This is a genomic window from Burkholderia sp. MSMB617WGS (genome assembly GCF_001532025.2).
Lineage (GTDB): Bacteria > Pseudomonadota > Gammaproteobacteria > Burkholderiales > Burkholderiaceae > Burkholderia > Burkholderia savannae.
The window spans coordinates 1,650,547-1,665,063 of sequence record NZ_CP013457.1; the positions used below are offsets into that span (position 1 = coordinate 1,650,547).

A 14,517-nucleotide genomic window follows, 5' to 3' on the forward strand; every position below is an offset into this window, starting at 1 on the left:
CGGCCCGGTCGATCCGACCGCACCCGCCCGCCGTCACAGCAGCGGTCCGGCGTCCCCGTCGTCGGCCTGCGCGAGTTCCGCCGCCGCATGCACGTCGCCGCGCTGAATGAACGCGCGAGGGCTCGCCCCGAACGCGCGCCGGAACATCGCGGAGAACGCGCTCTGGCTCTGGTAGCCGAGTTCGTGCGCGATGTGCGATAGCGGCCGCCCCTGGTTCAGGAGCGGAATCGCGCGCGCGAGCAGCGCTTGCTGACGCCATTGCGAAAAACTCACGCCGAGCTCCTGCTTGAAGAGCCGTGCGATCGTCCGCGTGCTCGCGCCGACGCACGCCGCCCAGTGCTCGAGCGATTCGCCCTGGGCCGGATGCGCGAGCACCGCTTCGCACAGCGCGCGCAGCCGCTTTTCGGCCGGCATCGGCACCGCGAGCGGCAGCGGCTCGGCACGCGTGAGTTCGTCGAGCACGAGCTCGGCCAGCAGCCGCTCGCGCGCCCGATTGAGCGCGCGCGCCTCGAGCGCGACGATCAGCTCGCGCAGCAGCCCCGACACCTCGACGACGCGGCACGCGTCGAGCCCGTCCGGCACCGCCGATTCGGCGACGTATAGCGTGCGCAGATACGCGTCCTCGACGATCACGACTTCATGCGGAATTCGCGGCGGCACCCAGATCGCGCGCGACGGCGGCACCATCCACGTCGAATCGGCCGTCGCGAGCCGCAGCACGCCGCGCGACGCGTACGCGAGCTGCGCCCACGCGTGCGAGTGCAGCGGCACGCGCGTGCCGGCGGCGGTCGCGCGGGCGCGCACGCGCATCGGGTGCGATGGGGTCGGCGCGAATTCGGACGGAACGTCGATCGTGGCGGCGGGCGGCTGCGCCGCAAGGGGAACGGACGGGCTCATCGGTGATCGAAGACAGGGGCGGGTGGTGCGTCCGGCTATTGTAGGGCGAGCCTTCTACCTGCCGCAGCGGGATTTTTCTTCGCCGATAATGCCGGATCGACACCACACGGCCCTCCAGGAGACTTCGACATGATGTTCGCCACCACCGACCTTTGCGACGCGAACGAAGGCCGCCTCGCGGCCGGCACGCTGCGCGTGCTCGAGCCCGCGTTCCGCTCGTTCGGCGGCGTGCGGCGCTTCGCGGGACCGGCCGCGACGCTCAAGCTGTTCGAGGACAACACGCTCGTGCGCGCGGCGCTCGAGCAGGATGGCGCGGGGCGCGTGCTCGTCGTCGATGGCGGCGGCAGCCTGCGCTGCGCGCTCGTCGGCGGCAACCTCGGCGCGCTCGCGCAGAAGAACGGCTGGGCCGGGATCGTCGTGAACGGTTGCGTGCGCGACTCGGCCGAACTCGCCGAATGCAGCGTCGGCGTGCTCGCGCTCGCCGCGCATCCGCGCAAGAGCGACAAGCGCGGCGTCGGGGTGAGCGACGTGCCCGTCGACGTACGCGGCACGCGCATCGTGCCGGGCGACTGGATTTACGCGGACGCCGACGGTGTCCTCGTCAGCGACGGCGCGCTGCTCGAGTGACGCGGCGGCGTGCCGGCTCGATGCCACGACTGTAACAAGGAAGGGAAATGCGATGCGCTACGTATTCTGCTACGGGACCCTGAGAGCGGGCGAGATCAACGACATCGGCCGGGCGGCCGCGCGGCACGGCATCGCGGCGCCGACGCTGATCGGCGCCGTGGCGGTGGCGGGGCGGCTGTACGATTTCGGCAATTATCCGGGGATGGTCGCCGAGAGCGGCCGCGATCTCGTCTGGGGCGACGTCTACGCGATCGACGAGCAACTCGTGCCGGTGCTCGACGAGATCGAGGCGGTCTATCCGGGCATCGAGGGGCTGTTCGTGCAGCAGCAGGCGTTGGTCGAACTCGGCGGGCGGCGGTACGATTGCCTGTACTATCCGGTCGTCGCGCATTCGATCGCGGACCGGCCGCGGATCGAGTCGGGCGATTGGGTGCAGTATCGCCGAGCGCGCGCCGCGTGACGCTGCGTCGCATGTGCGATCTGCGGCTGCGACGTGTGGCGGCGACCGTCGTGCGCGAGCGCGGCGGCGTGCGAAATCTGGCCGCGGACGTCGGATGCGTGACCGTCGATGGCCGACGACGGCCGGCTTCGAACGAGGAAGCGCGGCCGGCGAGCGCCGACGCCGCCTATGGCGCCCGATAGGGAACGCAAGGGCCGCCGTCGAGCCGGGAGTCCAAAGTTCTGGCGGCAAGAGGACGGGAACAAAAATCCAAACCGACGTCCAACGCTGAACGCTGAACGCTGAACGCTGAACGCTGAACGCTGAACGACAAAAGGCGCCCACAGGGCGCCTTTCGCATTTCCGGCTCAGGCGACGCGAGCATCCGGGTTCGTGAGTCGCGCCGCGAATCATGCGAGGCGCGGCGGCGCATCACATACGACGCGCGGCCGCCCCCGTTCGCTCAGATTTCTTCGTAGAGCGGCAGCGTCAGGAACTCGGTGAAGTTCTCCGACGTCGACATCTGCTCGAAGATCACCGCGGCGCGATCGTAAGGCGCCGTGTCGCCGCCGACCACTTGCTTCACGTTCTCGAGCTCGGCCTTCGCGTACTCGCGCACGAGCTCGGCCGTAACCTTGCGGCCGTCGTCGAGCACGCCCTTCGGCGAGCGAATCCACTGCCAGACTTGCGAGCGCGAAATCTCGGCGGTCGCCGCGTCTTCCATCAGGTTGTGGATCGGCACGCAGCCGTTGCCCGCGAGCCACGAGCCGAGGTAGTGAATGCCGACGTTGACGTTGTTGCGCAGGCCCGCTTCGGTGATCGGCGCTTCCGGCTGGAAGTCGAGCAGGTTCTTGCCTTCGATCTGCACGTCGTCGCGCTGCTTGCCGATCTGGTTCGGCTTGTCGCCGAGCACCTTGACGAACTCTTCCATCGCGAGCGACACGAGGCCCGGGTGCGCGACCCAGCCGCCGTCGTAGCCGTCGGTCGCGTCGCGCTGCTTGTCAGCGCGCACGCCGCCCATCGCCTTGTCGTTCGCTTCCGGATCGTTCTTGATCGGGATCAGCGCGCTCATCCCGCCGATCGCCGGCGCGTTGCGCTTGTGGCAGGTCTTCAGCAGCAGCAGCGCGTAGGCGCGCATGAACGGCACCGTCATCGTGATCTTCGCGCGGTCGGCGAGGCAGAAATCGCGGTCGTTCTTGAACTTCTTGATCGCGGAGAAGATGTAGTCCCAGCGGCCGGCGTTCAGGCCCGAGCTGTGCTCGCGCAGTTCGTACAGGATCTCGTCCATCTCGAACGCGGCGAGGATCGTCTCGATCAGCACGGTCGCGCGGATCGTGCCGCGCGGGATGCCGACCTGTTCCTGCGCGGCGACGAAGATGTCGTTCCAGAGACGCGCCTCGAGATGGCTTTCCATCTTCGGCAGATAGAAATACGGGCCCGAGCCGCGCGCGATGAGTTCCTTCGCGTTGTGGAACAGGAACAGGGCGAAATCGAAGATGCCGCCCGACACGCGCTCGCCGTCGACCGTCACGTGCTTCTCGTCGAGGTGCCAGCCGCGCGGACGCACGATCAGCGTCGCGATCTTGTCGTTGAGCTTGTACGACTTGCCGTTCTGCTCGAGCGAGATCGTGCGGCGCACCGCGTCCTTCAGGTTGATCTGGCCGTCGATCTGGTTCGTCCAGCTCGGCGCGTTCGAATCCTCGAAGTCCGTCATGTACGAATCCGCGCCCGAGTTCAGCGCGTTGATGATCATCTTGCGCTCGACGGGGCCCGTGATCTCGACGCGGCGGCACTGCAAGTCCGCCGGCAGCGGCGCGACCTTCCAGTCGCCTTCGCGGATCGCTTGCGTCTCGGCGAGGAAGTCGGGGCGCTCGCCGGCGTCGAGGCGCTTCGTGCGTTCGACGCGCGCGGCCAGCAGCTCGCGGCGGCGCGGCGCGAACTGGCGGTGCAGCTTCGCGACGAGCTCGAGCGCGTCGGGCGCGAGAATCGCTTCGTAACCGGGCTTGATCTCGCCCGTGATCGCCATGCCTTGCGGCAGCTTCAGCGTCGTGGTCATCGGTTTTCTCCTTGGTCGGTCAGTTACGCAGTGGTGCAATTGCATGAAATGGGGCCGCGCGACGCGTCAGGCGGCGGGCGTCGGGCGCGCGCGGCCGGCCGTTTTCGCGGCGGCGGGCGGCGCATCCAGAAAGGCGAGCAGGTCGGCCATGCCGGCGCCCGTGCCCGCGGGCGGCGAGTCGAGTTCCTCGAACGGCGCGCCCGTGCGGTTCAGCCAGAAGGTCCGGTAGCCGAACCAGCCGGCGCCCGCGACGTCCCAGCCGTTCGACGACACGAACGCGATGTCGGCGGGCGCCGCGTCGAACGCCGTCGCGCCGAGTGCGTACGCGGCGGGCGACGGCTTGTACGCGCGCGCCGTGTCGACCGACAACACGCGGTCGAACAGGCCGATCATCCCGGCGCTCTTGATCGCGATGTCGAGCATCTGCGGATTGCCGTTCGACAGGATCGCGAGCTTCGGCGGCGTCTTGCGCGCACGCAGCGCGCGCAGCGTCGGCACCGTGTCGGGATACGTCGACAGGCACGCATATTCGTCCATCAGCCGCTTCTCGGCGGCCGCAGGCAGCGCGAGGCCGAGCGCGCGCGCGGCGAAGCGCAGCGCGTCGAGCGTCAGGTCCCAGAACGGCCGGTAGCGCGCGCCCGCCGGATCGGCGAGCGTGCGCAACTGCGAGTATTCGATCTGCTTGCGCCGCCAGAGCTGCGACAGCGGCTCGCCGCGCCCCGGAAACATCTGTTCCGCCGCGGCGACGACCGCGTGCACGTCGAACAGCGTGCCGTACGCGTCGAAGAGGATCGCCTTCGGGAAGGCGGGCGGGATGCCGGGCATGACGTTGCGCTCCACGATCAGAGGTCGAAATCGATTCTATTAGTGATGGCTTGAACTAAAAAAGACAGTAATCATCACTTGATCTTTTACTTTTCGATATCTAATCTGGAGCGATTTCATGTTCAACGGAGCGGACGGCTCGCGCCGCCCGCGCACGGGATGGATCGCTTCAAACAGATCGAAACGTTCGCCGCGGTCGCCGCGAAGGGCAGCCTGTCGGCGGCCGCGCACGCTGAAGGGGTCGCGCCCGCGATCATCGGCCGCCGGCTCGACGCGCTCGAGGAGCGGCTCGGCGTGAAGCTGCTCGTACGCACGACGCGCAAGCTCACGTTGACGTTCGAAGGCTCCGCGTTCCTCGAGGATTGCCAGCGGATCATCAACGACATGCAGAACGCCGAGGCGAGCGTGTCCGCGGGCGGCGTGAAGGCGAGCGGGCACCTGCGCGTGTCGGCGCCCGCGGGCTTCGGCCGGCGGCACGTCGCGCCGCTCGTGCCGGCGTTCACCGATGCGCATCCGGACGTATCGGTCACGCTCGATCTGTCCGACCGAATGGTCGACCTCGTCAACGAGGGCTTCGATTGCGCGGTACGCCTGGGCGAGCTGCCCGATTCGTCGCTCGTGTCGCTCAAGCTCGGCGAGAACCGCCGCGTGTGCGTCGCGTCGCCCGCGTATCTCGCGCGCGCGGGCATGCCGGCGACGCTCGCCGATCTCGCGCGCCACCGCTGCCTCGCGCTCGCGGCGAACGCGAACCAGCAGCGCGGCTGGACGTTCGTCGACGAAGGCAAGATCGTGTCGATCCGCGTGTCGGGCCCGATGGAGTGCTCGGACGGCGCGGTGCTGCACGAATGGTGCCTCGACGGGCACGGCCTCGCGTGGCGCTCGTGGTGGGAGGTCGGCGCCGACATCGCGGCGGGCCGGCTGGTGAGCGTGCTCGACGCGTTCGCCGCGCCGCCGATCGGCATTCACGCGGTGTTCCCGCAGCGCCGGCATCTGCCGCTCAGGGTCCGGCTCTTTCTCGATTTCCTGAAGCACACGTACGAGCGGCCCGGCTACTGGGGGTGACGCCGGTGCGGCGGCGCGGGCCTTCGCCGCGCGCGCGGGGCGTTCGCGCGCCACTTCGGCATGCGCTGCGCACGCACAATTCGCGCCCGGCTGCGCGCGTTTCCGATATGAGGGCGAACCCTCTAGCGCGTGCGGCGGCGCGATTTCGCGCACTACAATCGAATCACGCAGCGTCCGCACGGGCCGCCCGGCATCGGCCGGCCGTCGCGGGTACGCCCGCGCCCGGACGCGCCGCAGTTGCCGACGGAGCTCGCCATGTTCAAGCACATCCTGGTTCCGACCGACGGGTCCGATCTGTCGAAGAAAGCGATCGACGGCGCGATCGATCTCGCGCAGGCGGTCGGCGCGCGGGTGACGGCCTACGCGTGCCTGCCGCAGTATCCGTACTCGCCGTTTTCCGAAGTCGTGATCGAACCGCCCGCCGATTTCCGCGAGCGCAGCGAGCGCGAGGCGCGCGCGCATCTGGCCGACGTCGAGGCCGCCGCGCGGCGCGCGGGCGTCGCTTGCGAATCGGCGACGAGCGTGCATCCGTCGCCGTATCTCGGCATCATCGAAGCCGCCGAGCGGGGCGGCTGCGACGTGATTTTCATGGCGTCGCACGGCAGGCGCGGGCTCGGCAGCCTGCTGATCGGCAGCGAGACGCAGCGCGTGCTGACCCATACGAAGATTCCCGTGATCGTCTATCGATAGCGTGTCGCGCGTAGCCCGACGAACGGCCGCGACGCGCCAGCCGAGAAAAAAATACGCGCGCCGGGCAGGGACCGGCGCGCTTCAATGTCGGCGACGTCGCGAGACGCCGCGCACCCTCGGGCAGGCATGGCGCAACCATGCGCGCGGCGGGTGAGTTCTCCCTGATATGGTCTTGGTCTTGCCGGATGCGCGCCGCGGCGGCTCGTGGCCGCGCGCGGCGCGCCTGCGCCCGTCGGAGCTCAGGCGACTTTCTGGCCGTCGAAGAACTGTTCGTCTTCCGTCGAGCCATGCAGCGCGGTCGTCGACGCTTCGCGCTCGACCGTCTGCGTCACTGCGTCGAAGTAGCCGGTGCCCACTTCGCGCTGGTGCTTGACCGCGGTGAAGCCCTTGTCGGCCGCCGCGAACTCGGCTTGCTGCAGTTCGACGAACGCGCTCATCTGCGTGCGGGCATAGCCGTGCGCGAGGTTGAACATCGAGTAGTTCAGCGCGTGGAAGCCGGCGAGCGTGATGAACTGGAACTTGTAGCCCATCGCGCCGAGCTCCTTCTGGAACTTCGCGATCGTCGCGTCGTCGAGGTTCTTTTTCCAGTTGAACGACGGCGAGCAGTTGTACGACAGCATCTTGCCCGGGAACTGCTTGTGGATCGCTTCCGCGAACTTCTTCGCGTACTCGAGATCCGGCTTGCCCGTTTCGCACCAGATCAGATCGGCGTACGGCGCGTACGCGAGACCGCGCGAGATCGCCTGCTCGAGGCCCGGCTTCGTGCGGAAGAAGCCTTCGACCGTGCGCTCGCCCGTCAGGAACGGCTTGTCGTTGTCGTCGACGTCGGACGTGATGAGGTCGGCCGCTTCGGCGTCGGTGCGGGCAACCAGCACGGTCGGCGTGCCCATCACGTCGGCCGCGAGACGTGCCGCCGACAGCTTCGCGACCGCTTCGCGGGTCGGCACGAGCACCTTGCCGCCCATGTGGCCGCACTTCTTCACCGAGGCGAGCTGGTCTTCGAAGTGAACGCCCGACGCGCCCGCCTCGATCATCGCCTTCATCAGTTCGAACGCGTTCAGCACGCCGCCGAAGCCGGCTTCCGCGTCAGCGACGATCGGCGCGAAGAAGTCGACGTAGCCTTCGTCGCCCGGGTTCTTGCCTTCCGACCACTGGATCTGGTCGGCGCGCGTGAGCGTATTGTTGATGCGCTTGACGACGAGCGGCACCGAGTTCGCCGGATACAGCGATTGGTCCGGGTACATTTCGCCCGCGACGTTCGCGTCGCCCGCGACTTGCCAGCCCGACAGGTAGATCGCCTTGAGGCCGGCCTTCACCTGCTGCATCGCCTGGTTGCCCGTCAGCGCGCCGAGCGCGTTGACGAACGGTTCGTTGTTGATGAGGGTCCAGAGCTTTTCCGCGCCGCGCTTCGCGAGCGTGTGCTCCTGCTGGATCGAGCCGCGCAGGCGCACGACGTCTTCAGCCGTGAATGCGCGCTTGATGCCCTTCCAGCGCGGATCGGTTTCCCATTGCTTTTGCAGTTCCTGAGCCTGTTGTTGACGCGACATGATGCGTGCTCCTTGAGTGGTCGTTGCCTGAAGAGAAGAAATCGGCGATTCGCGAAACGAGCGGTGCGGTGCGGTTCGAATTCGGCGCTTCGGTTCGTGAAGTCTTGTATAAGAGTCTAGGCAAATCGACTGCGTCGAAACAGGGGCTTTTTCACGAAGCTGTAAAAAATTTATTCTATAAAAATCAGTAGCTTATCTGTTTAATTTCTTATTGCGGAATGCGGTTTCCCATGCTGCAATGGCTTCGGTTGTGCCACGCAACATGATTTTTTACGACGCAAAAGATTTTTTCGTATCGTGAAATCTCGGGCGCAAACAAAAACCGGCGCGAATGCGCCGGTTTTCGAGGGGGAGGGGCGCGGACACGTTCGCGTCGCGAACGCGCCCGCAGGCAGCCGCTTACGCCGCCGAATTGCCGCGCCGCGGGCCGCCGCGCTGGCCATCGCCGCGGCGTGCGCCGTAGCCGTCGCGATTGCCGCCCGGCTTGCCGCTCCAGCCGCCGGAGCCCGAGCGGCCGTTGCCTTGGCCCGGCTTGCCGCCGAACCGGCGGCCGCCGGTTCCGCCCGGACGGCCGCGGCCGTTACCGCGGTCGTTGCGCGGCGGCGGCGCCTTGCGCGGCTCGAAGCCTTCGATCACGTTCACCGGCAGCGGCGCGCGCACGAAGCGCTCGATGCGCTTCAACGCGCCTTGCTCGGCGTGATGCACGAGGCTCACCGCGATGCCCGAGCGGCCCGCGCGGCCCGTGCGGCCGATCCGGTGCACGTAGTCCTCGGCGAACTTCGGCAGGTCGTAGTTGAACACGTGCGTGATGCCGGGAATGTCGATCCCGCGCGCGGCGACGTCGGTCGCCACGAGCACGCGCACGCGGCGCTCGCGCAGCGCGCGGATCGTGCGGTTGCGCGCGCCCTGCGGCAGATCGCCGTGCAGCGCGGCCGACTGGAAGCCGGCGTCGGCGAGGCGGCCGGCCAGCTGGTCGGCGTCGATCTTCGTCGCGGTGAAGATGATCGCCTGGTCGAGCGCGACGTCGCGCAGCAGGTGGTCGAGCAGGCGATCCTTGTGATCGCGGTCGTCGACGTAGTGCACGGTCTGCGCGATGTTCGAGCTCGATTCGATCTTCTGCGTGATCTCGATACGTTCCGGGTCCTTCAGCAGGCGGTTCGTGAGCGAGCCGATCTTGCCGTCGAGCGTCGCCGAGAACAGCATCGTCTGGCGCGACTCGGGCGTTGCGGCGACGATCGTGTCGATGTCGTCGATGAAGCCCATGTCGAGCATGCGGTCGGCCTCGTCGAGCACGAGCATCTTCAGTTCGGACAAATCGATGCGGCCGCGCTCGAGGTGGTCGAGGAGGCGCCCCGGCGTCGCGACGAGGATCTCGGGGTTCTTCGCGAGCAGCATCAGTTGCTGGCCGTACGCGACGCCGCCGAGGATGCTGACCGTGCGCAGACGGCGCAGGTGCTTGCCGTACGTCGACGCGGCCGTGGTCACCTGCATCGCGAGCTCGCGCGTCGGCGTGAGGACGAGCAGGCCGGGGCGCGCGACGGGCTGCGGGCGGCGGCTGCGGCGCTCGCCCGGCTGCCCTTCGCGCGGCGCGCGTGGCTGCTGCGCCTGCGCCTTTTGCAACTGCGCGAAGCGCTCGATCGCGGGCAGCATGAACGCCGCCGTCTTGCCCGAGCCAGTCGGGCTCGACACGAGGAGGTCGCGGCCTGCGATGCCGGCCGGAATCGCGCGCTGCTGCACGGGCGTCGGCTTCACGTAGCCGGCCGCCTGCAGCGCGGAGACGATTTCCGGCGACAGGCCGAGCGACGCGAACGTCGGTTCGTCCGAAGCCGGCTCGCTGCGGTCGCCGTCGGCCGTCTGCGGCGCGGCGGCGGGAAGGCTGAGCGCCTGATCGGCGATCGCGTTGAGCGGGCTGAGGGGGTTGCTCGAAGTCATGTCAATCCTTGAAACACAGTGGGTCGAACGCCGCGCCAATCGCGCATACCCAAGTCGACGGATTCATCGAGCAAATCGGGAAACGTGGCGATTGTCCGCATGTCGTGGACGTGCGGACAACAATTTCGTTAGAAGCTGTTTTTGGGTGCGGCGCGTATCGGATACGCATGCCGCCAGCCTGAGACTTGACAGCCCGCAAGGGGCTACGCAGGAAGGGACAGGTTCTAAACTGGATTGGAGCGAAACGCTATGGAACGCTGGCGATGAGGGCTGCTGGCATCGGGCTGGCAAAGCCGCTCGTCGCGACGCGCAGTGCGCATTGTACAGTGATTTGCTGCGCTGCGCCACCGTCGATTGCGCCCGGGGCGGGCGCGGCGGGCAGCGCCGATGACGGTTTGCGCGGCCGGCGCGAACCGGCCGCGCGGCGTGCGCGCTCAGGACGCGGTGCCGTTCTTCAGCGACTCGACGAGTTCGATGTACTGCTTCTTGGCATCGTCCTGCGCCGTGCCCTTCAGCGCTTCCCACGCGTCGTACTTGTACTTGCCGACGATGTCGGTGAAGCCCGGCTTGTCGCCGTGCGCGTCGCCGTCGGTCGCCTGCTTGAAGAGCGCGTAGAGGCGCAGCAGCGTCAGGTTGCCGGGACGCTCGGTCAGCTGCTTCACGTCGATCTGCGCTTGCTCGAATTGGGCGGTGATGTCGCTCATGGGTGTCTCCGTAAGGTTTCCAGGCTGGCTTTTCCAGGCCGACGATCTTAGCAAGCGAGGGCGGGCGGCGGGTCGAGCGTTCCTTCCAAACCGATTCGCGCACGGCAAGCGCGTGCGAATCGGACGGGATCGCCCGTGCGGGCGGGGTGCCGCATTACAATGTCGGCCATGACGCAAACAGTGCTCCTCGCCATCGACACGTCGACCGAGTTTTGCTCGGTCGCGCTCCTCGTCGCGGCCGGCCAGACCGCCGATGCCGCTTCCATCCGAACCTGGGTTCGCCACGAGCGCACGGGCGCCGTGTCGAGCACGCGCGTGCTGCCCGCCGTGCGCGAAGTGCTCGACGAAGCGGGTCTCGCGTTCGCCGATTGCAACGCGATCGCGTTCGGCGCGGGACCCGGCTCGTTCACCGGGCTGCGCACCGCCACCGGCGTCGCGCAGGGGCTCGCGTTCGGCCGCGCGCTGCCCGTCGTGCCGGTCGGCACGCTCGTCGCGTGCGCGCAGGCCGCGCGCCTGAACGCAGGCGACGCCGCGGGCCGCGTGACGCGCGTGCTCGCCGCGCTCGACGCGCGAATGGACGAAGTCTATTGGGCCGATTACGCGTGGGACGACGCGGCGGGCGATTGGCGCGAAGTCGCGCCGGCGACGCTCGCGGCGCCCGCCGACGTGCGCGTGCCCGACGCGCCGTTCGTGCTCGCCGGCAACGCGGCGCAGGCGTTCGGCGATCGTCTGCCCGCCTGCGCGCGCGCGCAGGCGATCGATCCGGATGCGCTGCCGCACGCGCTGCCGATCGCGCACGTCGCGCTGCGCGCGTACCGCGCGGGACGTGTCGTGCCCGCCGATCGCGCGGCGCCCGAGTACGTGCGCGACAAGGTCGCGCAGACCACCGCCGAGCGGCTCGCGGCGCGCGCGGACGGAGGCGGCCGATGAGCGGCGTGCTGATGACCGACCGCTATCTATCGCCGATGACGGATGCGGATCTCGACGAAGTCGTCGAGATCGAGCGCGCCGCGTACGAATTTCCGTGGTCGCGCGGCAACTTCGAGGATTCGCTGCGCAACGGCTATTTCGGCGTCTGCATGCGGCACGTGACGGGCGCGCTCGTCGGCTATTGCGTGCTGATGCCCGTCGTCGACGAAATGCATCTGCTGAATCTGTGCGTCGCGCCCGCCGCGCAGCGCTCGGGCGCCGGCCTCGCGCTGCTGCGCGAGGCGGTGCGGATCGCGTGCGCCGAGCGGCTCGACGGCGTGCTGCTGGAAGTGCGGCCGTCGAATCCGCGCGCGATTCATCTGTATGAGCGCTTCGGTTTCGTGTCGGTCGGGCGGCGCAGGAACTACTATCCGGCGAAGCACCGGAGCCGGGAGGACGCGATTGTGATGCGTCTTGCATTGACGAAGGAGGGAGGCGCGCATGGCGTTGGCTGAAGCGGCGCTCGAAGAGCTGGGGCTCGCGCCCGCGTGGGTGCGGCGCGAAATCGCGCGCGCCGAGGGCGCGCAGCAGGATGTGGCGGGCGCGGCGCGGGAAACCGCTGGCGCGGCGGCCGCGGAGGGAGCGCGGGCCGTGTCGCCGGATGCGGCGCGCGAGCCCGCGCGTCGCATCGCGCGCGTCAGCGCGACGGAAGGCGAAGGTGTGCGCGGCGGAGCGGAATCGGCGGCGGTGGCGGCGAACGAGGCGGCGCATGCGACGGAGCGTGCCGAAGACGCCGAGTCGATCGAGCCCGCTGCGATTGCGCACGGCCGTGCAACGCATGCGCCGCGAGCAGCCGATGTGCGCGCGCAAGCGCGGCGGACGGCGGCCGAATCCGGCATGCCGGCGGCGAATGCGCCGTCCGGGACGCGCGCGCGGGACGTGCAAGGCGAGCAAGGCTCGACGATCGCGAGCGCGGCGCCGTCGGCCGAGCCGCCCGTCGCGGGCGGCGAGCGTCGCGTGGCGAAGAGCGACGGCGCCGCGGATGCCGCGGCATTCGCGCGCGCCGCAGGCGCATCGCGCGACGCGGCAGATCCGGCGCGCGCGTCGACCGCGCCGGCCGCTCGAACCGGTGGCGACGTCGACGCAGCCGGACCCGACGACGACATGTCGTGGTTCGATCTCGAGCCGGTGCTCGAGCCCGCGCTGCCGGACGCCGTCGTCGCCGCTGCCGGGCTCGCCGTCGCGGCGACGTCGGTCGCCGAGCTCGGCTGGGACGCGCTGCGCGCGCGGGTCGCCGACTGCCAGCGCTGCCGCCTCTGCGAGAAGCGCACGAACACGGTGTTCGGCGTCGGCGACGAGAGCGCCGACTGGATGCTCGTCGGCGAAGCGCCCGGCGAGAACGAGGACAAGCAGGGCGAGCCGTTCGTCGGCCAGGCGGGCAAGCTGCTCGACAACATGCTGCGCGCGCTCGAGCTCAAGCGCGGCGAGAACGTCTACATCGCGAACGTGATCAAGTGCCGCCCGCCCGGCAACCGCAATCCGGAGCCGGACGAGGTCGCGCGCTGCGAGCCGTATCTTCAGCGGCAGGTCGCGCTCGTGAAGCCGAGGCTGATCGTCGCGCTCGGCCGCTTCGCCGCGCAGACGCTTCTCAAGACCGACGCGAGCATCGCCTCGATGCGCGGGCGCGTGCACCAGTACGAAGGCGTGCCCGTGATCGTCACGTACCATCCGGCGTATCTGCTGCGCAGCCTGCAGGACAAGGCGAAGGCCTGGTCCGATCTGTGTCTCGCGCACGATACCTACCGGAACGCCGCGCCCGCCGCCGATCCGCAATGAACGCCGCGGCGTCGCCCGTGCCGCTCGGCGCGCTGCGCGACGCCGCCGTGCGCGACCTCGCGTGGCTGCTGTCGAGCGCGAGTCTGCTCGCGCCGTCGGCGGGCGCGCCGCTTGCCCGGCCGTGGGCGAGCGTCGCGGATGCGGCGCAGACGGCCGCGTGGCTCGTCGCGCTCGACGCGCAGCCCGCGCCGCTGCACGACACGCTCGCGCACGCGCGGCCCGTTCGTCTCGGCCGCTATGCCGAATGCCTGCTCGGCTTTTTTGTCGAGCATGCGCCGTCGCTCGTTCTCGTCGCCGCGAATCTGCCGCTGCGCCGCAACGGCCGCACGCTCGGCGAGTGCGACTTCCTGATCGAAACCGCGCGTGGCGAGCGCCTGCACTGGGAGCTCGCGGTCAAGTGCTATCTGTGCGTCGCGGAGGCGGGCGCCGCGTCGCTCGCCGAGTTCGTCGGACCGAATCTCGCCGACCGCTTCGATCTGAAACGCGCGCGGCTCGTCGATCATCAATTGCGGCTGACGGCGCGCGACGAGTTCGCGTCGCTCGGCCACGCGGGGCCGTGGCTCGCGCAGATGCTCGTGAAAGGGTGGCTCTTCTATCGCGCAGGCGGCGGGCACGACGGCGGCGCGATCGTCGATCCGCCTGAAGTCGACGCCGACCATCCGCGCGGGTTCTGGGTCACGCGCGATGCGTGGCCGGCGTTCGCCGATGCGCAGCGGCAGGGCGCCGCGTGGATGGCGCTGCCGCGTCTCGCGTGGCTTGCGCCGCGCGCGATCGACGATGCGGCGGCGAGGCGAGGGCCCGGCGCGCTCGTTTCGGCCGATGCGGTTTTCGCCGAGGTTGCCGGGCAGCCGGGGCCGTCGCTCGTCGCTGCGCTCACGCGCGGCGACGACGGGACGTGGCACGAAACCGCGCGCGGCTTCATCGTGCCCGACGGTTGGCCGCAGCGGGCGGCGGCGTTTGCCGCGAGTTGACGCGCGGCGCGGCTTTTCGCCG

General features: G+C 69.3%; 14 protein-coding genes. 8 read left to right on the plus strand and 6 right to left on the minus strand.

Translation table 11 applies throughout. The annotated features are described in order from the left end of the window. Positions 1-33 precede the first annotated feature (33 nt). On the minus strand, positions 34-897 hold the full coding sequence (locus WT60_RS08260) for a helix-turn-helix transcriptional regulator (protein ID WP_038753493.1): 864 nt from the start codon (positions 895-897) through the stop codon (positions 34-36). A 129-nt stretch (positions 898-1,026) separates the two neighbouring features. Between WT60_RS08260 and rraA the strand changes: the two genes are divergently transcribed. Then, positions 1,027-1,524, plus strand: coding sequence for a ribonuclease E activity regulator RraA (gene rraA, locus WT60_RS08265; protein ID WP_038753490.1), 498 nt, complete (start codon positions 1,027-1,029; stop codon positions 1,522-1,524). A gap of 52 nt (positions 1,525-1,576) precedes the next feature. Continuing rightward, entirely contained in the window at positions 1,577-1,984 is a 408-nt protein-coding gene (locus WT60_RS08270; RefSeq protein ID WP_038753487.1) for a gamma-glutamylcyclotransferase family protein, read from the plus strand. 442 nt (positions 1,985-2,426) lie between these two features. On the opposite strand, the gene aceB is transcribed toward WT60_RS08270, so the two are convergent. After that, a complete protein-coding gene (aceB, locus tag WT60_RS08280; protein ID WP_038744942.1) occupies positions 2,427-4,019 on the minus strand; it encodes a malate synthase A in 1,593 nt (530 codons plus the stop codon). Between the two features lie 66 nt (positions 4,020-4,085). Beyond that, entirely contained in the window at positions 4,086-4,865 is a 780-nt protein-coding gene (locus WT60_RS08285; RefSeq protein WP_186448582.1) for a haloacid dehalogenase type II, read from the minus strand. 138 nt (positions 4,866-5,003) lie between these two features. Between WT60_RS08285 and WT60_RS08290 the strand changes: the two genes are divergently transcribed. Beyond that, on the plus strand, positions 5,004-5,906 hold the full coding sequence (locus WT60_RS08290) for a LysR family transcriptional regulator (RefSeq protein WP_059669866.1): 903 nt from the start codon (positions 5,004-5,006) through the stop codon (positions 5,904-5,906). Positions 5,907-6,161: 255 nt separating this feature from the next. Beyond that, on the plus strand, positions 6,162-6,596 hold the full coding sequence (locus tag WT60_RS08295) for a universal stress protein (protein WP_038745109.1): 435 nt from the start codon (positions 6,162-6,164) through the stop codon (positions 6,594-6,596). 239 nt (positions 6,597-6,835) lie between these two features. On the opposite strand, the gene aceA is transcribed toward WT60_RS08295, so the two are convergent. From aceA to WT60_RS08315, 3 genes are all read right to left on the minus strand, one after another. Next, the gene (gene aceA / locus WT60_RS08300; RefSeq protein ID WP_038744944.1) at positions 6,836-8,143 is read right to left on the minus strand and encodes an isocitrate lyase; all 1,308 of its coding nucleotides are present in this window, start codon (positions 8,141-8,143) and stop codon (positions 6,836-6,838) included. Between the two features lie 399 nt (positions 8,144-8,542). Then, on the minus strand, positions 8,543-10,075 hold the full coding sequence (locus tag WT60_RS08305; protein ID WP_060355302.1) for a DEAD/DEAH box helicase: 1,533 nt from the start codon (positions 10,073-10,075) through the stop codon (positions 8,543-8,545). 434 nt (positions 10,076-10,509) lie between these two features. Next, a complete protein-coding gene (locus tag WT60_RS08315; RefSeq protein ID WP_038744946.1) occupies positions 10,510-10,779 on the minus strand; it encodes an acyl-CoA-binding protein in 270 nt (89 codons plus the stop codon). Between the two features lie 168 nt (positions 10,780-10,947). Here WT60_RS08315 and tsaB point away from each other — a divergent pair, with 168 nt between their 5' ends. Genes tsaB through WT60_RS08335 form a run of 4 tightly spaced genes read left to right on the plus strand, consistent with a single transcriptional unit; the run spans position 10,948 to position 14,495 of the window. Then, positions 10,948-11,709: a tRNA (adenosine(37)-N6)-threonylcarbamoyltransferase complex dimerization subunit type 1 TsaB gene (gene tsaB, locus WT60_RS08320; protein WP_226383108.1), complete on the plus strand. Its 762-nt coding sequence runs from the start codon at positions 10,948-10,950 to the stop codon at positions 11,707-11,709. After that, positions 11,706-12,203 carry a ribosomal protein S18-alanine N-acetyltransferase gene (gene rimI / locus WT60_RS08325; protein WP_038744948.1) on the plus strand — a complete coding sequence of 166 codons (498 nt, stop codon included), beginning with the start codon at positions 11,706-11,708 and terminating at the stop codon, positions 12,201-12,203. The genes tsaB and rimI overlap by 4 nt, the downstream gene beginning before the upstream one ends. Next, a complete protein-coding gene (locus WT60_RS33485; protein WP_060355301.1) occupies positions 12,190-13,524 on the plus strand; it encodes a uracil-DNA glycosylase family protein in 1,335 nt (444 codons plus the stop codon). Before rimI ends, WT60_RS33485 begins: the two co-directional genes overlap by 14 nt. Continuing rightward, positions 13,521-14,495, plus strand: a complete 975-nt coding sequence (locus WT60_RS08335; RefSeq protein ID WP_060355300.1) for a DUF1853 family protein — start codon at positions 13,521-13,523, stop codon at positions 14,493-14,495. The genes WT60_RS33485 and WT60_RS08335 overlap by 4 nt, the downstream gene beginning before the upstream one ends. The last annotated feature ends 22 nt before the right edge of the window (positions 14,496-14,517 follow it).